Below are 18,117 nucleotides of genomic sequence, written 5' to 3'. Positions count from 1 at the left end.
CTACGGCTATTATGGAGACACCTTTTACCTGCATTTCAGAAGCATTTCGCAGTGCCTCAAAACTCGCCCCTTTTTTGAACCCGCGCCCCTATTTTTCACTTTCTTTTTTCATGGCTTCTTCCGGTTGCGGCACGGCAGGCGGGATCCCGCGGCCGAATAAATGCTTTGTAAACCGGATCCACTCTTTTACCGCAAAAGAAAGGTATTGGTGTTTCGGCCAGATGATTGCCAGATTCCACGGGAGGACAGGTTCTTCCAGATGAATGATTTTGACGCGTTCCGGGTTAAACGCATGGCATATTGTACTTGGCAGCAGGGCAACGCCGAGATTGGACGCTACTAATTCACAGATGAGGTCCCACTGGGTGCTTTCGTATATAATGTTCGGCATAAACCCAAGCTTCAAACATTCCTTTATAATCTGGTCGTGAAGGGCAAAATCTCTATGGAAAAAAATGAATTCCTCCTCTTTCAGCTGTTTCAGCCGGACGCTTGAGCAGCCTGCAAACCGGTGGGACGGGTGCACAAGCAGCACAAGCCGGTCATGGACAAACGAAAAATGCCCGAACACCTCATCATCAACCGGCATCACGACGGCGCCGAGATCCAATGTCCCATTTTCCACATCACGGACCACTTTTCTTGTAACATCTTCCACGAGCTGGATTTTAATATCCGGGTAGGCATGATGAAATTCATCAATGACCCGGGGAAAATAGCGCGACCCGATCATTGGCGGCAGCCCGATCCGGATTTTTCCTTTTTTCAGGCCGGCCACATCATTGATCGCATCTGTCAGCTGCCGAAAAGCTTTCAGCGTTTTTTGCGCCTGCTGAAAAACGGCCTGTCCGGCATCGGTGAGGACGATTTTTTTCCCGGCGCGGTTAAACAAGGGGACGCCGAGTTCTTCTTCAAAGCTTTTTATCATTTTGCTGATTGTCGGCTGCGATACATAACATTCCCGGGCGGCTTTCGTGAAGCTGCCGTGAGTGGCAACGGAAACAAAGTACTGGAGATGCTGGATATCCAACTGGAACCCTCCTTGTATAGATAAAAGGCATTTTTACCATTCTATATATTCATTTTACCTATTATCGCCGGCGCGGTAAACTAGTTTTAGAAGGTGAAAATATTGAAAAAAGTCCTGATCGGAATGTTACAGATTGTCGGTTTGTATCTGTTCGCTGAAGTCATGGGCGCAGCTGCAAAACTGTTGCACATCCCGCTGCCGGGCAGCATGCTGGCAATGATTGCCCTCTTTCTCCTGCTGCAATTCGGCATCGTCAAAATGGGCTGGATTGAAATCGGGGCCAATTTCCTGATGGCGGAGCTGCTGTTGTTTTTTATCCCGTCAGCAGTCGGCATGGTGAAGTATAGAAACCTGCTTGTCCATAACGGCCCGGAAATCTTGGTTGTGATCCTGATAAGCCTGATTGCCGCGATGGCCTGTTCGGGATGGCTTGCGGACAAAATTGCAAATCGAAGGAGCGTGAGAATGCGTGATCGTTAAAATCGTGTGCCTGCTGTTAACGGTTGGAAGTTACTGGATTTTCAAAAAACTGTACGGGAAATACAAAAAAATCTTTGTTTCCCCGCTACTTGTCACGCCGGTATTATTAGGCGCCTTTTTACTCGGGGAAGATATACCGTACCGGGACTACCAGAAAGGCACCTCTGTTTTAACGGATTTGCTGCAGCCGGCCATTGTTGCTTTTGCTGTGCCGCTTTACCGCCATTTTAAAATCGTCCGCCAATATGCGGTTGAAATTTTAATCGGCATCGGGGCGGGATGGCTGATGGCAGTATTCCTTTCCTCGGCCATCGCTACGCTTTTTCATTTCAGCAAAAGCCTGGAGCACAGTATCATCCCGTTTACGATCACAACCCCGATTGCAATGGGCGTATCTGAAAAAATCGGCGGCGTGCCGTCTGTTACGGCTGTCTTTGTGATTTTGAACGCCATTATCGGCTCTGTGATGGCGCCGTGGCTGATCAAGCATTTGCGCATTAAAAACGAAATTGCCCACGGCATCCTGCTTGGAACGCATGCGAACGGGATCGGCACTTCTAAAGCATTCGAACTCAGTGCCCGGTCAGGCGCCATTTCCAGCGTCAGCATGATTATCGTTGCGGCTATTTCCATTTTTGTTACGCCGTGGATGGTATCCCATATCATTCATTAATCTAAAACGCCGCATATTCTTCCTTTTTCAATGCAAAATATAGCTGTAAAAAAGGAAAGGAGCGTGCAAATGGGCAGGCAGAAATACGGAAACCAGAATGCTGAGCGGAATAAAAATGCCAAGCTTGGAAATGAGATTGCAGAAGAACTCGTGGAATTCTCCACGGGCAGAAAAGATGAAATCGACCAGAAAAAGAAAAAAGGTGTGCGTAAATAAAGGAAAGCTGGCCTCGCCCCATGCAGGCCGGCTTTTTTGTTTTGATGGAAAATCCGCCTCGAAACCGGTACACTTATAGTAACAGGCCTCTGGAGGAAGTGGTGAATTTGGCAAAAACAACAAAAACAAACGCGATGCGGCTGCTTGATGCGCAGCAAATCCCGTACGGCATGCTGTCGTATGAGGTGAAGGACGGGAAAATCGACGGCATCTCCGTTGCGGAAAAAATTGGAAAACCGCCCGAAGCTGTTTATAAAACGCTGGTCACGCAGGGGCACAGCGGCGAACTTTATGTGTTTGTCATCCCGGTTGCGGCAGAACTCGACCTGAAAAAAGCCGCAAAAGCAGCGGGCGAGAAAAAGATCGAAATGGTCCATGTGAAAGATATCCAAAAATATACCGGCTATATTCGCGGCGGCTGTTCCCCGATCGGCATGAAGAAGCACTATGTGACATTTGTCGATGAGAGCGCAGCAACGCTTGATGAGGTGATCGTAAGCGCCGGGCGGATCGGCACGCAAATTGTTTTGGCGCCTGGTGATCTTTTAAAAGCCGCCGACGCAAACTATGCTGATTTAACGCATTAAAAGGATGCATGCCAGGGACATGAGACTTTTCAAATGTGTGACGTGTTCCATCATTTTCTTTAAGGGGGTGAGGAACATGGATAAACGGGATGTAGAGTACCAAATTGCCGATTTGAAAGCGGATTATGTTCGCCTACAGCAAGATTTGGAGAAATTGGAGTATGTAAAGGGCAACCTTCACCCGCTTGAAAAGCAGCTCGCGGAGATTGAACAGGCATTAAAGAAACTGTACCAGCAATTGGACCGCTTTTAATTCTTTTGCTTGCAAAGACGGGGCAGATTGCTTTTTCACCGGATCGCTTCAACTTTAATAAGGACTTGCTGAACGAATCCGACTCTGAGTTTGTACCCAATTTGTCAACAAGATTTGTCTAAAAATATAGAAGAATCCATCTTTGGAAATGCGATTATGTCTGCTCTATACTTTGAGTCAGCTTTCAAGTGCAAGCTTAAATTTTTGCCAAGTCTAGGAATTTTGCTTATTCTCAGCAATCCCTATGTGAAGGAAGCGAGGAAAATGGACGGTCTTTCTTCACATAGGGCGCGTCTACGCTAAGGAAGCACGAAAAAATGAAGGTCTTCCTTCACATAGAGCCCGTCTACGTTAAGGAAGCGCGGAAAATTGAAGGCTTTTCTTCACATAGGTCGCGTCTAAGTTAAGGAAGCGTGAAAAAATGACGTTGTTCCTTTACATAGAGGCTGTCTACGTTAAGGAAACACGAAAAAACGAAGGCCTTTCTTCACATAGAGGGCGTCTACGTTAAGGAAGCGCAGAAAAATGAAGGCCTTCCTTAACCTAGGGCGTGTCTATGTTAAGGAAGAACAAAAAATTGACGGCCTTTCTTCACATAGAGGCTGTCTACGTTAGGAAGCACGGAAAAATGAAGGTCTTCCTTCACATAGGGTGCGTTTCAAGTGCAAGCTTTTCCCTGTATTTTTTATAAACCCTTGCATTCAATTTAAGCAAAAGCCGTGAACATCCTTGCCAAATCTAGAAATTTTGCTTATTCAGCAAGCCCTAATCAAACTTGAAGAACCGGTTCCGGAAGCAAATAGAAAGCGGTTTCTTCGGACTAAATAAAAAAGCGGCGGTTGCTGCTTTTACGCAGGTTTCGCCGTTTTTTCTATTTTTTTGCATGCCAAAGAAAGTCCGCGACAAGCCGGTCCACGCGCTTATTCTCATGAAGGCTGCTGTGTTGCGCGTTTTTGCCGTAAACAATTTTAGACGTGTACTGCTTTTTCGGCACGATGAACCTGCTGAAGAGCGCGCTGTCCAGGGATACAAGGGAATCCCCCGATGCCGGCTTATTCACAACGCCTGCAATGGCAAGCACCTGAATATGCGGGTTGAACCGGCTTTTGTTGGCATACAAAGCTTTGAGCGCAACGGAACCCGGAAGCAGGTCGCGCGCCGCATCGCCGGTATTATTCGGATTTTGCTTAAAAACACGAGTCAGCACGCCTTCATAAGGGCTGCCAATCGTGACAAGCTTTTGAATGTCCGGATATTGCCGCCTGCCGGAAGTGTCTTCAATATATTTTGTGCAAATCAAACCGCCCATCGAATGCCCGACGAGATTGGCTTCTTTCACATCGTATTTCGTATAAAGAATGTGCATGGTTTTTTCAAGCCAGCCGGCCGTTTGCCGGAAACTTGCACGGTTATCGGAAAAAATGACCTGGATCATCGGATGCCGGGCCCGGTTGGAAATTTCCCCATTGACCACAATCATCCCGTCTTTTGTAACGCGAATCACCATTGCTTTTTCAGCGGTTCCGCTTTTTTCCAGCCGACCGAGCATCCCATTAAACGATCGGGCCGTTCCTTTATAGCCGTGTACGAACACAGTCGGAACGGGTTTTTGTGCCGGCGGGGCCGCAGCGGCATTGCTTTTGTCCGTACGATAGGAAAACCATACAGTTGAAAGGCTGAGCATAAGAAACAAACAAATCATGGCCAGAATCGCATTCCGACGCTGGATATATGGCATGCTAACACCCCTTGATGGAAGTCATGGTGTAACTTTCCTGCGAAATGATGTTTATTTTATCATACAAAGTAGCGAAAGGGAATAGGGAGAAAGCGGTTGTAACAGAATTTTTCCGATGCCATTGACGGAGAAAAAGTTTCATTCTATGATGTTGGAAAGCGCTGTTTTCTTTACTGGTGAATAGGCAGGCGTAAAGGCGGGAAAACGCCTGTTGCCTCGCGTATACCAATGATGGTTATAAATGGAGGAAAAGTTGTGGATTCAATACTTGAACGAATTCAAAAGGAAATGCATCACTTTACGGGCACAGAGAAGAAAATTGGCACATATATTTTGGAACATCCCGAAATGGTTCCGACAATGACCACAAAGGATTTATCGGAAAAAACCGGTGTAAGCGAGTCGAGCGTTGTCCGGTTTTGCAAAACGATCGGCATTGCGAGCTTTAAGACGTTTAAGCTGGAGCTTGTGAAAAATTTAACTTTAACCGAAAGTCATATGACAGACTTTTCAATTTTGCAACAAAAAGATTCTCCTTATGATTTATTCCAAAAAGTTACGTATGGGAATAAGAAGGCGATAGAATCGTGTGTTTCTTCCCTTGACAGGAGAGAACTGGAAAAAGCCGCCAACGTGCTTGAAAATGCTAGAAAAGTGGTGTTTTTTGGTGTCGGCGGGTCGGTAACTGCCGCTGTCGATGCATGCTATAAATTTACAAGGCTGGGGTGCCAGTCCATTTTTTCCCAAGATTATCATTATCTAATCTCCCTAATCCCTTACATGAATAAGATGGATGTGTTTGTGGCGCTCAGCGTTTCCGGGCGGACGAAGGATGTGCTCGAACTCGCTGATTTTGCGAAAAGGAAAGGGGCAAAAGTGATTGCCATCACGAATATGGAGAAATCCCCGCTGTACAAAGAAGCGGATATCAGGCTTTGCACGCCGATAACCGAGGAAGATTTCCGGATCGGAACGACGTCTTCGAGAATGGCGCAGCTGAATATCATTGACGCGCTCTATTTAAGTGTTTTTCAGCGCAAGGGGGAAGACATTTTGAAGTATTACAATGAAACGAGAAACGAATACCTCAGGCTGCGAAGATAACGGGAATTTTGTAAAAGCCCCTACACAAGATTTATATCTTTCTTTTACAAATCCAACATACTTCCTTCAAAATCCTTTTTTACAATAAGAGGCGTAAGCACAAAACGAAAAAGGGGAGGAAGAACATTGGGTAAAAAGAACCGTATGATGAAAGCGGCAATTGCCTTGTCTGCAGTGGCGGTATTGGGGATATCCGGGATTGCAAATGCAAAAGCTTACAAGCCTTCGCAACACACCGGTCACGCAACTTCCGCGAAGACGAAGAACGTGATTCTGTTTGTCGGGGATGGTATGGGGGCTGCGCAGCGGGATGCGATCCGCCTTGCTTCAACCGGCCTGAGCGGGGACCTTGAAATGAACAAAATGCCGTATACGGGGGTTGTACATACAAGCTCCACCTCCGTGGTGACCGATTCGGCTGCAGCTGCGACCGCTATGGCATCAGGCGTCAAAACGTATAACGGGGCAATCGGTGTTGATGCCAATAAAGTAAGCAAAAAGACCGTTCTTGAAGAAGCAAAGCAAGCCGGCAAAGCAACAGGATTGGTCACAACAAGTCAAATCACAGATGCAACGCCTGCCGCTTTCGGTGCCCATGTCAAAAACCGTTCCGAACAGAGCAAAATTGCAAAGCAATACTTGGAAAACAGCAAAGTGGACGTGCTGCTCGGCGGCGGGGAAGATTACTGGTACCCGAAAGGCTCACAGGGCGCTTATGAAGACCATCCGGCAAAAGATCCTTCCGAAGCAAGCAAAGGCACGGAAGGAAATCTTGTCAGCAAAGCGAAACGGCTCGGTTACCAGTATGTGACAAATGCTTCCGGGTTGAAAAAGGCAGGCGGGAATAAGCTTTTAGGCCTTTTTGCCAATGAAGAAATGTTTGAACAGCGAGAGGAGGGCCATGGCGACCAGTATGACCCGGTTGTTTCGCTTCCGCAAATGACGGAAAAAGCAATCAGCACGCTGTCAAAAAATAAAAAAGGCTTTTTCCTGATGGTTGAAGAAGAAGCGATCGATGAAATGGCCCATGAAAATAATGCCTCCCAGCTGATCAAGGCGGGCCGGCAACTGGATAATGCCGTTAAAGCGGCAAAAGATTATGCGAAAAAGCACCCGGATACACTTGTGCTTGTCCTGGCCGACCATGACTGCGGCGGCATGACGGTTGAAAACGTCGAGCACAGCGATGAATCCGGGGACGGCATTTCAAAAGAAGACGGACCGTTCCAGGTGGCGGGTTCCAGCGAGCAATTTGTCGTGGACTGGACAACTTCTGGCCATACGGCAGCCGACATTCCGCTTACGGCGACAGGAAGCGGCGCATCGTTGTTTGAAGGTACTTATGAAAACACATATATTCATGATGCGTTGCTGAGAGCGATGGGGTTGAAAAAATAATATATAGCGGGCCGGACAACTGCCGGAGTGGTTTTCTTCGTATACCGCCCCGGCAAAATCTGTTATAATAGAGGCAAATTTTGCGGAAAGGATGGGAGCCTTGTGGCAGCAATGGATAAAGCCAGACAGGTTTTAAAACAATATTATGGCTATGACCATTTTCGCCGCGGGCAGGAAGCCATTATCAGCCAGATCATGGATGGCAAGGATACATTGGGCATGATGCCGACCGGCGGGGGAAAGTCGGTTTGCTACCAGGTGCCGGCCATGCTTTTACCAGGGGTCACGCTTGTCATTTCGCCGCTGATTTCCTTGATGAAAGACCAGGTGGATACACTTTCAGGCATGGGGATACCGGCAACATATGTGAACAGCTCCCTGGATCCGACAGAAATCAATGAGCGGCTTGCGGCTGCATCAAAGGGCGCATACAAATTAATTTATCTCGCACCGGAACGGCTCGAATTTCCTCCTTTTTTGCATCTTCTCGAAAACATCAATGTCTCCCTTATCGCTGTCGATGAAGCGCATTGCATCTCACAATGGGGCCACGACTTCCGCCCAAGCTACCGTTTAATCGAAAAACTAATTTCACAATTCAAGCCAAAACCGGTGACGCTTGCTTTAACCGCTACAGCGACGCCGCAGGTAAAGAAAGACATTTGCCAGCTGCTCATGATTCCGGAAGAAAACACAGTGGCTACAGGTTTTGCCCGTGAGAACCTGCATTTCCAAGTGGTGAAAGGCCAGGACCGCGATGCCTTTGTGCTGGACTACATCCTGAAAAATAAAAACCAGTCCGGGATCATTTACACGGCAACGAGAAAAGAGGCCGAACGCATTTATCATTTTCTTGTTAAAAATGGCATTCGTGCGGGAAAATATCATGCAGGGATGAAAGAAGCGGAGCGCGGCAGCTTTCAGGACCGGTTTTTATACGATGATATTTCCGTGATGGTCGCCACCTCCGCTTTCGGGATGGGGATCGACAAAAGCAATGTGCGGTTTGTCATCCATTATCATATGCCGAAAAATATGGAGGCGTATTACCAAGAAGCAGGACGGGCCGGGCGCGATGGGGAAGAAAGCGACTGTATTTTGTTGTTTGCTCCCCAGGATATCCATACGCAAACTTTTTTAATTGAGCAGTCAGCCAACGAAGACAGAAAACCGGGCGAGTATGCCAAGTTGCGAAAAATGATTGACTACTGCCATACGGAAGGCTGTTTTCAGCAGTTCATTTTGCATTATTTCGGCGAAAAAGAGGCACAGCCGTGCGGCAAATGCGGCAACTGCTTGGATACCCGCGCAAAAACAGACGTGACAAAAGAAGCGCAAATGGTTTTTTCCTGTGTCAAAAGGATGCAGGAACGGTTCGGCAAAACCATGATTGCAAAAGTGCTGGCCGGGTCAAACGACCAGAAAATCAGGCAATTCGGTTTTGACAAGCTGTCCACTTTTGGCATTATGAAAGACAAAACGCAAAAAGAAGTGGCTGAACTGATTGATTTTCTGACAGCTGACGGTTTTTTGCGTGCCAAAGACGGTACATACCCGGTGCTTATGCTGACAAAAAAGGCAGTGGAAGTCCTGCTTTCAAAAAAACAGGTTTTCCGGAAAGAAAGTGTCAGGGCGCAGCAAATTGCAACCGATAACCTTTTATTTGAAAAACTGCGCACACTTCGCAAAGAGATTGCTGACCGTGAAAAAATACCGCCTTATATTGTCTTTTCCGACCAGTCGCTGAGGGAAATGAGTGCCAGGATGCCGGTAACCAGGGAGGCTTTCCTGCAGGTGAAAGGGGTTGGGGAAAGAAAGGCGGAACAGTACGCCGAGCTGTTTATGCACGTGATCCGGACATACATGGAAGAAGAAGGGATACAAGCGCAAGCGCAGCCGAAAGCATTGCCACAAACAAAAAAAGCGCGTGAAGACGGGAAAGAAAAAAGCCATCATGTGACATACCGCCTGTTACAAGAAGGCAAAACGATCCGTGAAATTGCGGAAATCCGCGGCATGTCGGAAAGAACGATTGAAACGCATGTGATCAAATGTTCAGACGAGGGATTTCCGGTAGAATGGAGCCGCTTTATTCCCGAAAGGTACCGGGAGCGAATCGCCGATGCCGCAAGCCGGGCAGGTACCGGGCGGCTTACGCCGATAAAGGAATTGCTGCCGGATGAGGTCAGTTATTTTATGATCCGGGCTTTCTTACAGGAAAGGAAGCATCATCCGGACCAAGGAAAAACAGTATCATATATTTCTGGAGGGGATTGGCATCATGATTGAATGTATCGCGTCTGATATGGATGGAACTTTGCTCAACTCAAGGCAGGAAGTCAGCCCGGCAAATGCCGAAGCGATTAAATTGGCACAGAAAAAAGGGATTCACTTTGTCGTTACAACTGGCCGGTCTTATGAAGAAGCGCGGCTTGTGCTCGATCCTGTCGGCATTGACTGTACGGTCATCGGGCTGAACGGGGCCGAAGTGCGGGATGAAAAGGGAAAATTACTCAAAACAAGCGGGCTGGATCCCCTGACAGCTTCCCGGGTTGCTGATGTTTTCGACCAACTCGGCATTTATTATGAATTTTTTACAAATAAAGGCACTTATACGAAAGATTACGAGGAAAACATGGATATGCTGGTCGATTTGTTCCATTCCGCAAACCCTGAAGTGCCGGTGGAAGAAGTGCGGAATTATATTGAGCAGCGCGGCATCCGGAGATACGTCCATAATATTGGAGATACAAAGGATATTTTTCACGATCCGTCCATTTTGTTTTACAAAATACTGGCCTTCAATGAAGAAGAACAAAGGCTGCGGAAAATCGGCAAGGATCTTGAAAAAGACTTTCCAGATATTAAAGTGACTTCATCAGGATTCCGCAATATTGAAATCAACCATGTGTCGGCGCAAAAAGGGATTGCGCTCAAGGAATACACGGAAAAACACGGGCTCTCGATGGAAAAAACGATGGCCATCGGGGACAACTTAAATGATATTTCCATGCTCGAAAGGGTGGGCTACCCGTTTGCGATGGGAAATGCCGAAAATGAAGTATTGGAAATTTGCCGCTACCGGACGAAAAGAAATGATGAAGACGGCGTGGCAAAAGCGATTTACAGAATGCTTGAAATGTGTTAGAACATAATTGCCCCCCGTTTATATTGGTAAACCGGGGGGCAATTATATTGCAATGACGGCGTCAGAGCCCCTTGCACCACTCAGCCGATGGCGCCTTTACGGGTTCGCTTCTCACCATTACCGGACCCGGTCGTTTTCCCAGTCATACGTCCAGAAGTATTCATAATGGAGCCATTCCAGAGTTTCTGGGTCTTTTTGCTTCAGTTTTTCTTCCCGCTCTGCCATCATCCAGCCGGTCTGGGATAGGTGGGCTTTCATTGCGCCGATTTTTTGCTCAGCTGCGCCGCTTACATCATTGCGGACATCCGGCTTTCCGATCTCCGCTTCAAGGTTTTTGGAAAAAGCAACGCAGTGGAGTTTCGGGCGTTTGTTTTCAGGAATTCGGCGGAGCGCGCGGACAACGGCTCTTCCGGTTGCTTCGTGGTCAGGATGGACAGAGTAGCCTGGGTAAAAGGTAATGACAAGTGACGGATTCAGCTCATGGACGAGGTCAAGTACCATTTTGACCATCTTCTCATCGTCTTCAAATTCTACAGTTTTATCGCGCAACCCCATCATGCGTAAATCCTGAATCCCCATAATCTCGGCCGCCTTTTGCAGTTCTTTTTTCCGGATATGCGGCAGCGATTCTCTTGTGGCAAAAGGGGGATAGCCGAGATTTCGCGCCATTTCCCCAAGCGTCAGGCAGGCATAAGTGACCGGCGTGCCGTTTTTCACATGGGTTGCGATCGTGCCGGATACACCGAAAGCCTCGTCATCGGGATGCGGGAAAATCACCAGAACATGGCGCTCTTTTTCCATTTTTCTCATCTCCTCACTCAAATGGTGTTGTACTCAATTCGAGGGCAACGGCCAGCTTCCCGTCAAAACCGTGGCCGGCAAAAAGCAGGCGGTCGAATTCATCTTTTTCAAAGTGGGTCAGGCCTTCTGCATAAATCCAGCCGATTTTCATTTTCAGGCCGATCCGGTACGGGCCGTCCCCAACAATTTTTCCGTGTTCATAGGATACTTGCGCATTGCGGATATAGGCGCCTGCAGAGAAAAATGACTCATTGACATGGGAGGCATAGGCGCCATTGGTTGTTTCCAAATGGATATACACCGGTTTTCCGGCAAGTTCGTCCAGCCATTTTTGGGCTGTTTGTTTTTGTATCGGTTCCATTTTTTTCCTCCTTTTGGCCGTCCGCTCCTGTTTCTTTCCATTATACCAACCGGCGGCGCTTTAAGGAAAAATTAAAAACCGGGTCCCCGGCGGAATGTTCCGGCAGGGCCCGGTTTGGCTTAAGAGTTGGTATGCGAAAAACGGGTATAGGCTCCGTGCATCACAGGGCCGACATATTCGTTCAGCTTAAAGCCGTGTTCAATCGCCATATGGACAAATTCTTTTGCCACTTTCACTGCGCCGGACACTGTGTTGCCCTTTGCCAGTTCAGCCGTGATGGCTGCGGCAAATGTGCAGCCTGCACCGTGGTTATATGTTGTTTTTATTTTTTTTGATTCGAGAATTTCAAAATCTTCCCCATCATAGAACAAGTCGATGGCCTGATCCGTATCCAGCCCCCTGCCACCTTTGATGACAACATTTTTCGCGCCCAGTTCATGGATTTTGACCGCTGCTGCTTTCATATCCTCAACGGTTTTAATCGGGCCGGTTTGTGCCAGCTGCCAGGCTTCAAACAAGTTCGGCGTTGTAATCGTCGCCCGCGGCAGCAAAAGCTCGCGCATTGCATCCGTATTTTCCGGCTGCAATACTTCATCTTCGCCTTTGCATACCATAACCGGGTCAATGACCACTTTGTCGAGATGGTATTCATCTATTTTACGGGCGGCCAGTTCAATAATATCCACTGAACCGAGCATACCGGTTTTCATCGCGTCAATTCCGACAGAAAGGATGGTCTCAAGCTGCGGTTCAACAATGTTGACATCAATCGGGAAAACATGATGATGCCATCCGTTTTTAGGATCCATCGCAACGATGGAAGTAATCGCGGACATGCCGTAAACCCCGAGTTCCTGGAATGTTTTCAAGTCCGCCTGAAGTCCCGCGCCGCCGCTCGAATCAGAACCGGCCAGCGTAAAAGTTTTCTTTAAACCCATCACGCACCCATCTCCTTTAAAAATAAGCTTTACACTATTTTAGAATATAATACTGCCATAAAAAATACAAATCCCGGGGACGGGTACAAAGCGGCCGGATGCTTGATGAACAGGGGATGATCTGCCAGTCACACAGCAGGGCCGCGAACCGAACTTTAGAATGACCGGCTTTCAAAAGAAGGTATTGTAATATTTAAAATAGAAAGTAAATATTGACTTATTTAATCATCTGTACTATATTTTAACTTGAGAAAAATAAGAATTTCATGATAAAGAACCATGTCTTGTGAAAACAATATTTTACCTGAAATATTCATAGCTACAAATCCCATTTGATAAATTTTGTTAAATTAGTTGAAAATAACGGTATTTAATTAAGAACCGTAGCCAATTCATAAAATAACTGAATTTTCAATAGAACAACTCTGGTATTTTGGGCATACTTGCCCCTTGACTGAAAAATTTATTTTTTCAGTTATGAGAAGTATTCTATTGGTCATTCCAATTGTAGCTTTTGAATTCGATTCAGTACATCCCAAAAGAAATTTTGATACACAAAACTCGATGATAGTTTGAAGTAAAGGGATCTGCCTGATTTCACGACTTTACTTGCCGCTTTAATTAACCGAGTACGTATCGTATCAATTTGCATAGTTTTTTGACCTTCCGGAAAACAAAGAGTTCGTAACCAATTGGTCAAATTATATGCAAGAAGTGTTAACATCATTTTTACTTCGTTCACTAGAAAAGCGTGGCTATTCATATGATCAAAGTAAAAGCCATTTTTTGCTTCTTTGATATAGTTTTCCATCGTCCCTCTTTTTTGATAAGCTCGGACGATATCTTGAGGAAAAGCTAATTCAAAGTTAGTAACAAAAAAGGAATGGGTAAAGAACAGCTCACCTGCAGGACGTACCGATTGAATAATCACCCTTCTTGGTTTTGACCATGATTTTGCTTGGTAAATCGTTTCTTCATAATAGGTTTCCGTCTTGGAAACATCTAAAGGTGCGGAAGAAGGATGGTATTCCTTCGCTAAACTTTGTAGTTGTGAATTCGATTTCAACCGAATAATATACAAAACAGATTCTTCTTCACACAGATCGTATAATCCCGGAACAGCAAACCCGCTATCTCCACGAAGAAACAGGGTAGTTTCCGGAAACATTTCGTTATAATGTTTAATGAGAGGCCGAATAAATTCCACCACACCATTTGATGTATAAACATTTCCGGGACGGAGTTGTGCTTTCAAAAAGTCACCAGTCGCACCATCAAAGGCGACTAATGGATGAAAACCCATCGTGCCATAATGAGTATTATATGACGAAGATTCTTGGTCCCCATATGTATCCGAATGAGTCGAATCCAAGTCGATAAATAACTCTTTCGATTGTCGAAAACAATGAATCTTATCAAGCATTTCTTGGTTAGCCAGATTTAATTGTTCAATTGAATCTTTATCAAATCGTGTATAAAAGCGAGACAAACTGGGCTGGGAAGCAAGTGTTGGAGTTTCAATGATTTCCTTAAACACAGGATCATGAGTCAACTGATCAGCCGCATCATCTTCCGCATACCCGGCAATGATTTGATAGACTTTTTGACGTAACAAGTTTTCATTTGAATGAAGATAATATTTCCTTGAATCGTTAAGTCTCAAGTACTTAACTAAAGTCTTTGAAAAACCAATTTTTTCATCGAATTCTCTAAAAAGAAACTCACCTGTATCGGAGGAAAGAGAACCTCCATCATTTGACAATTTAATTTTATGATTGAAATCAAGTGTTTTTTGCGTTAAAGTAACCATATAAAGAGTCCTTTCTGTTTGGTTTTTGTTTTGGTTACTTTAACTTTAACAGAAATGGATTCTTTTTTCATTTTTTTAATGAATTACAATAAAGCCGAAAAGGCTTGGTAATCCATAAGTTATAATAAGTTTCTGAATTTCTGTGAATAATTCAGGTTTATAACTGAAAAAATGATAAAAATGAGGATTCCATAAATGTTATTATTTGAATTAAAAATTACCCTTAATCGAGGCGCTGGAAAATGAATGATCCCGTATTTTTGGCTTTCCTTCCAGGTTTTCAAATTCAATAAAAATAAAAAGGGCATTTTTCTTCAAAAAGGGCATACGTATCCTTCTTTTACAAAATGGGTGTTTTTTTTCAATGCCCTTTGTGAAAAGAAACAATCTTGTGCGGCGTTTTTAGTTTATGGGAGGAAACTGCTCCTGCTTCACGTCGCGTTCCACAACGATGAATTTGCGCAATTCCGGACCAGCTTCTTCTAAAAGTGCATTCCCATCGTTGTTTTACCTATGTTTAATCTGGCAACTGGCCCAGGAAATTGCTGGTATGAATGCTTATTTTCGTAATTTCTGTTGCAACTTTTTGTCTATAAAATAGGCTGCGATAAAAATCGCCGGTATAAACAATAACTTTGGAATAGATATATTTGAAATCCCCGTTTTTTTAATATAGACAAAAACAAAAATGGCGATTAGTACCAGCGTGAACATGGCGGATTTCATTCTCTCACACCCCCATCCGTGTTATTTAAACTTTTTAACTGCCAATTTTCGCTATTTAATTCATGTGTGAAAGACAGGCTTGCTTCCTTTTCATGTGACACAATAACAAACGTTTTTTGCTTACTTTGTGTGATGATGTCAGATAAAACTTTTCTACTGGAAGTGTCCAAGGAATTAAACGGCTCATCCAATAAGACCAATTCTGAAGGGATCGATAAGTTAATGGATAAAAAGATTTTTTGCCGGGTCCCTAATGACAAATTTTTCACTTGCTCATTCTTATAGGCATCAACATCAAACTTTTTACAGTATTCATATACTTGTTTGCTGAATACAGGGCCGTAATGAAATAACAAATTGTAAAATTGAATATTTTGTTCCATTGTTAATTCTTCATAAAATACAGGAGAGTCTCCAACAAATACTCTACGCTTGCGAATGTCTGCAAAACTTAGCTTTTCACCAAAAAACCGCAACTCATAAGACAGATGAGGATCGTCTATAATATTTGCAATGATTTTCAGCAAAGTAGTCTTTCCTGAACCGTTTTTTCCATATAATCTTACAATACTGTTTTGATCTATCTCGATATTTACGTTATTAAATAACCTGGGTTGATTTTCATAACCATAAGTTAAATGCTTTATTGATATCCTTTCCATATCTATTTCACTTCCGTTCATACATGTGATATGTCCGCTTCAATCCATGCAGCAATTACCAATAAAATGGTTGCGAAAAGAAAAATCGATACTAACTTTATAATTTCAACTTTATATCTTAACTCTTGTTCACTTTTAGAATTCAATTTTAAAATGTTAATGCAACGCAGGCTTTCAAAGCCAATTGTTGCAAAAAGCAAAAATGCAATTACTTCTATAATCCCATGTGGGATTATTCCGGTTAATACAGGTTTGAGCCCATGGTTTCTTATAATTGCAAATGAGAAAGCACCTAAAAAAACCCCATTATACCCCAAATATATTATACTAATTACACCCAAACTAATCCAACCTAATACCATCAGTTCTGAAGAGTAAATTCATCAATTTTTAGATGTTTTATGATAAAATGACTTATCCACATTTAGAAAATTTTTCCATCTATTTTTTCTGCTTTCAAAGTCAAAAAGAGCCGAATTTGCAAATTTCTTTTTTAAAATTGTGGATAACTTCAAAAAAACCTTTTTTTACATCACATCCTTTGCTATAATATAACCATTAAGTAAACCTTACTTGTATTGGCTTACTTAAATGGGTGAAATCCTCGTCTGTTAAAATGCGTGTCCGAAACGATTCCAACAGATTTGAGGATTTTTCTTTTGCCGTTTTTTTGAGTGCTTTTAAGATTGACGAACCTTTTTCAAACAGCTGTCTAATAATATCTGTTATTTGAACTAATAAATAATGATTTTTCATGGCTGTGTAGTTTTGGCTATTGGCATGTTCTATATTGTAACGATTATTTTTTTGTTCGTTAAATCCTTGATTTTCAATCTTCCAGCGGCTTCTTCCTGCAGCGATGAGTCGTTCCACGTTCTTTTTCGTGATTTTAATATCCGTTATAAATACATACTCTTTCGATTTCCCATCCTCTGTTTTCATTGTGGCCTCCATCAGATTGACCGTTCTGTCTTTGTAGGCAATATCATTCACCCAAACTAATGAATTCTGATCCTTACTTTGTTCCAGCTCTTTTATTGCCTTAAACTCCGTCGAGATACTTTTAATTCTCCCTTCCTTAAATCTGCATATATATTTCCATTTGTGCGCCCTGCACAGATTAAATACCGTTTCACATGCATAGAGACTATCTCCCAAGATACAAATCGGTAGTCTTTTAAATATTTTTTTTATTTTCTTTGCCAGCCTGTCGAAGGCTTTTAATTCACAATCTTGCTTAGAAACATTTTCTGATTCATTTTCGATAAATTCGGAGGCAATACTGAAGACCATATCCCCCACGACAAGCTTGGCTTCAAGTACATGGTGCATATAAAGTACGTTCGTTTCTCCTGTTTCTTTATTTGTATATGCCCGTCTCAGGCAGTGTTTACAATGTTTCTTATGAAAGGTGTGTAATCCAGTTCCATCAATGATGACACCCCAGTACTTTCCTTCAATTCGATAAGACTCGAGAGACCTTTTTTTCAATAATTCTTTAATCATATACGTTCTAATTTTTTCTAATTCATTTACATCTAAGCCAGATAAAAAGTCGTTAATTGTATCATAATGTGGAAGTTCTTCAAGAAAATCTAAGCCTAACACCTTCCCTACATTTTTAATACATTCTTCTTTATTAAAACGCTCACTCATGTTTCTCATGGATTTTAGGCCGGTCATATTTTTCAACATCATCGTAAATAAAAGGACCTCTGGACCATAAGTGATATAGCTTTGATGTCGGTGGTCTGCTACCTTTTTTAGGTTATTCATCAGGTCTTTGAAAAAATGCTTCTGAATTTTAAGGAACTCGAAAAAATAATTTGCTTCTTTTTCACGATTTCTTTTTTCTTTTCTAGTAACCAAAATAAAAACCCCCTCAAAACAGCCAAGTTTAATTAGGGCTTGCTGAACGAATCAAATTTTAGCTTGTATTCGACTTGTCACTAAGCCATACCAAAATATTCGTCCAGCAAGCTCTAATTATTTAAATTATTACATATTTAGCCGCATTTTTGGGGGGGGGGAATAGTTAAATTATCACGAAAAATTTTTACTCCTCAGAGCTGTAATACCATGATTTTAAGCCCCAATGTATAATTATGAAGAAACAGGTCAACAAATCTTTGCTCATTTTCGGTATACTTGAAACTTAAAAATTTTGATAAGAATGCTCCGGTTATAAAACT

19 protein-coding genes are annotated in these 18,117 nt (G+C 43.6%); 9 read left to right on the top strand and 10 right to left on the bottom strand.

Annotation, left to right across the window (positions count from 1 at the left end; translation table 11 throughout):
- Nucleotides 1-88: 88 nt before the first annotated feature.
- Nucleotides 89-1,030: a LysR family transcriptional regulator gene (locus ABR335_RS01260; RefSeq protein ID WP_014096689.1), complete on the bottom strand. Its 942-nt coding sequence runs from the start codon at nt 1,028-1,030 to the stop codon at nt 89-91.
- Nucleotides 1,031-1,132: 102 nt separating this feature from the next.
- Here ABR335_RS01260 and ABR335_RS01255 point away from each other — a divergent pair, with 102 nt between their 5' ends.
- The 5 genes from ABR335_RS01255 to ABR335_RS01235 all read left to right on the top strand — a co-directional run bounded on the left by ABR335_RS01255 (nt 1,133) and on the right by ABR335_RS01235 (nt 3,239).
- Complete coding sequence (locus ABR335_RS01255; protein WP_035183163.1) at nt 1,133-1,510, top strand: CidA/LrgA family protein; 378 nt, start codon at nt 1,133-1,135, stop codon at nt 1,508-1,510.
- Nucleotides 1,500-2,183, top strand: a complete 684-nt coding sequence (locus ABR335_RS01250) for an LrgB family protein (RefSeq protein WP_026684575.1) — start codon at nt 1,500-1,502, stop codon at nt 2,181-2,183. Before ABR335_RS01255 ends, ABR335_RS01250 begins: the two co-directional genes overlap by 11 nt.
- Nucleotides 2,184-2,252: 69 nt before the next feature.
- Complete coding sequence (locus tag ABR335_RS01245) at nt 2,253-2,399, top strand: hypothetical protein (protein ID WP_164931356.1); 147 nt, start codon at nt 2,253-2,255, stop codon at nt 2,397-2,399.
- Nucleotides 2,400-2,506: 107 nt separating this feature from the next.
- Nucleotides 2,507-2,986 (top strand): Cys-tRNA(Pro) deacylase, encoded by a 480-nt coding sequence (gene ybaK, locus ABR335_RS01240; protein WP_035183165.1) that lies wholly within the window; start codon nt 2,507-2,509, stop codon nt 2,984-2,986.
- Between the two features lie 76 nt (nt 2,987-3,062).
- Nucleotides 3,063-3,239, top strand: a complete 177-nt coding sequence (locus ABR335_RS01235) for an SE1832 family protein (protein ID WP_164931355.1) — start codon at nt 3,063-3,065, stop codon at nt 3,237-3,239.
- Nucleotides 3,240-4,110: 871 nt separating this feature from the next.
- On the opposite strand, the gene ABR335_RS01230 is transcribed toward ABR335_RS01235, so the two are convergent.
- A complete protein-coding gene (locus tag ABR335_RS01230) occupies nt 4,111-4,977 on the bottom strand; it encodes an alpha/beta hydrolase (protein ID WP_035183167.1) in 867 nt (288 codons plus the stop codon).
- A gap of 255 nt (nt 4,978-5,232) precedes the next feature.
- Here ABR335_RS01230 and ABR335_RS01225 point away from each other — a divergent pair, with 255 nt between their 5' ends.
- The 4 genes from ABR335_RS01225 (at nt 5,233) to ABR335_RS01210 (ending at nt 10,627) form a co-directional block, all read left to right on the top strand.
- Nucleotides 5,233-6,081 (top strand): MurR/RpiR family transcriptional regulator, encoded by an 849-nt coding sequence (locus ABR335_RS01225; RefSeq protein ID WP_014096695.1) that lies wholly within the window; start codon nt 5,233-5,235, stop codon nt 6,079-6,081.
- A gap of 126 nt (nt 6,082-6,207) precedes the next feature.
- Nucleotides 6,208-7,479 carry an alkaline phosphatase gene (locus tag ABR335_RS01220; protein WP_014096696.1) on the top strand — a complete coding sequence of 424 codons (1,272 nt, stop codon included), beginning with the start codon at nt 6,208-6,210 and terminating at the stop codon, nt 7,477-7,479.
- Nucleotides 7,480-7,581: 102 nt separating this feature from the next.
- Nucleotides 7,582-9,768, top strand: coding sequence for a DNA helicase RecQ (gene recQ, locus ABR335_RS01215; protein WP_350346418.1), 2,187 nt, complete (start codon nt 7,582-7,584; stop codon nt 9,766-9,768).
- Complete coding sequence (locus ABR335_RS01210) at nt 9,761-10,627, top strand: Cof-type HAD-IIB family hydrolase (RefSeq protein WP_017550996.1); 867 nt, start codon at nt 9,761-9,763, stop codon at nt 10,625-10,627. Before recQ ends, ABR335_RS01210 begins: the two co-directional genes overlap by 8 nt.
- Nucleotides 10,628-10,744: 117 nt before the next feature.
- On the opposite strand, the gene bshB2 is transcribed toward ABR335_RS01210, so the two are convergent.
- The 8 genes from bshB2 to ABR335_RS01170 all read right to left on the bottom strand — a co-directional run bounded on the left by bshB2 (nt 10,745) and on the right by ABR335_RS01170 (nt 17,794).
- Nucleotides 10,745-11,428: a bacillithiol biosynthesis deacetylase BshB2 gene (gene bshB2, locus ABR335_RS01205; RefSeq protein ID WP_350346417.1), complete on the bottom strand. Its 684-nt coding sequence runs from the start codon at nt 11,426-11,428 to the stop codon at nt 10,745-10,747.
- A gap of 13 nt (nt 11,429-11,441) precedes the next feature.
- A complete protein-coding gene (locus ABR335_RS01200; protein ID WP_017550997.1) occupies nt 11,442-11,789 on the bottom strand; it encodes a YojF family protein in 348 nt (115 codons plus the stop codon).
- A gap of 119 nt (nt 11,790-11,908) precedes the next feature.
- Nucleotides 11,909-12,727, bottom strand: a complete 819-nt coding sequence (pdxK, locus tag ABR335_RS01195; protein ID WP_017550998.1) for a pyridoxine/pyridoxal/pyridoxamine kinase — start codon at nt 12,725-12,727, stop codon at nt 11,909-11,911.
- Between the two features lie 496 nt (nt 12,728-13,223).
- Nucleotides 13,224-14,537 (bottom strand): IS1380-like element ISBco1 family transposase, encoded by a 1,314-nt coding sequence (locus ABR335_RS01190; protein WP_017550355.1) that lies wholly within the window; start codon nt 14,535-14,537, stop codon nt 13,224-13,226.
- A 558-nt stretch (nt 14,538-15,095) separates the two neighbouring features.
- Nucleotides 15,096-15,263: a hypothetical protein gene (locus tag ABR335_RS01185; RefSeq protein WP_013860793.1), complete on the bottom strand. Its 168-nt coding sequence runs from the start codon at nt 15,261-15,263 to the stop codon at nt 15,096-15,098.
- On the bottom strand, nt 15,260-15,925 hold the full coding sequence (locus ABR335_RS01180; RefSeq protein WP_035316509.1) for an ATP-binding cassette domain-containing protein: 666 nt from the start codon (nt 15,923-15,925) through the stop codon (nt 15,260-15,262). The genes ABR335_RS01185 and ABR335_RS01180 overlap by 4 nt, the downstream gene beginning before the upstream one ends.
- A 17-nt stretch (nt 15,926-15,942) precedes the next feature.
- On the bottom strand, nt 15,943-16,287 hold the full coding sequence (locus ABR335_RS01175; protein WP_268810717.1) for a stage II sporulation protein M: 345 nt from the start codon (nt 16,285-16,287) through the stop codon (nt 15,943-15,945).
- 196 nt (nt 16,288-16,483) lie between these two features.
- Nucleotides 16,484-17,794, bottom strand: coding sequence for a transposase family protein (locus tag ABR335_RS01170; protein WP_014096942.1), 1,311 nt, complete (start codon nt 17,792-17,794; stop codon nt 16,484-16,486).
- Nucleotides 17,795-18,117 lie beyond the last annotated feature (323 nt).

Origin of the sequence: Heyndrickxia faecalis (genome assembly GCF_040267745.1) — a bacterium.
GTDB classification, from domain to species: Bacteria; Bacillota; Bacilli; order Bacillales; family Bacillaceae_C; genus Weizmannia; species Weizmannia faecalis.
The sequence above is the reverse complement of the archived record's forward strand: the minus strand, read 5'-3'. Positions and strand labels throughout refer to the sequence as shown.

Bases quoted from the DNA above. Each gene is read 5' to 3' on its own strand.
- ABR335_RS01185 (WP_013860793.1), bottom strand. From the start codon at position 15,263: ATGAAATCCGCCATGTTCACGCTGGTACTAATCGCCATTTTTGTTTTT.
- ABR335_RS01235 (WP_164931355.1), top strand. From the start codon at position 3,063: ATGGATAAACGGGATGTAGAGTACCAAATTGCCGATTTGAAAGCGGAT.
- pdxK (WP_017550998.1), bottom strand. From the start codon at position 12,727: ATGGGTTTAAAGAAAACTTTTACGCTGGCCGGTTCTGATTCGAGCGGC.
- ABR335_RS01190 (WP_017550355.1), bottom strand. From the start codon at position 14,537: ATGGTTACTTTAACGCAAAAAACACTTGATTTCAATCATAAAATTAAA.
- ABR335_RS01230 (WP_035183167.1), bottom strand. From the start codon at position 4,977: ATGCCATATATCCAGCGTCGGAATGCGATTCTGGCCATGATTTGTTTG.
- ABR335_RS01210 (WP_017550996.1), top strand. From the start codon at position 9,761: ATGATTGAATGTATCGCGTCTGATATGGATGGAACTTTGCTCAACTCA.
- ABR335_RS01175 (WP_268810717.1), bottom strand. From the start codon at position 16,287: ATGGTATTAGGTTGGATTAGTTTGGGTGTAATTAGTATAATATATTTG.
- ABR335_RS01180 (WP_035316509.1), bottom strand. From the start codon at position 15,925: ATGGAAAGGATATCAATAAAGCATTTAACTTATGGTTATGAAAATCAA.
- ABR335_RS01245 (WP_164931356.1), top strand. From the start codon at position 2,253: ATGGGCAGGCAGAAATACGGAAACCAGAATGCTGAGCGGAATAAAAAT.
- ABR335_RS01200 (WP_017550997.1), bottom strand. From the start codon at position 11,789: ATGGAACCGATACAAAAACAAACAGCCCAAAAATGGCTGGACGAACTT.
- bshB2 (WP_350346417.1), bottom strand. From the start codon at position 11,428: ATGGAAAAAGAGCGCCATGTTCTGGTGATTTTCCCGCATCCCGATGAC.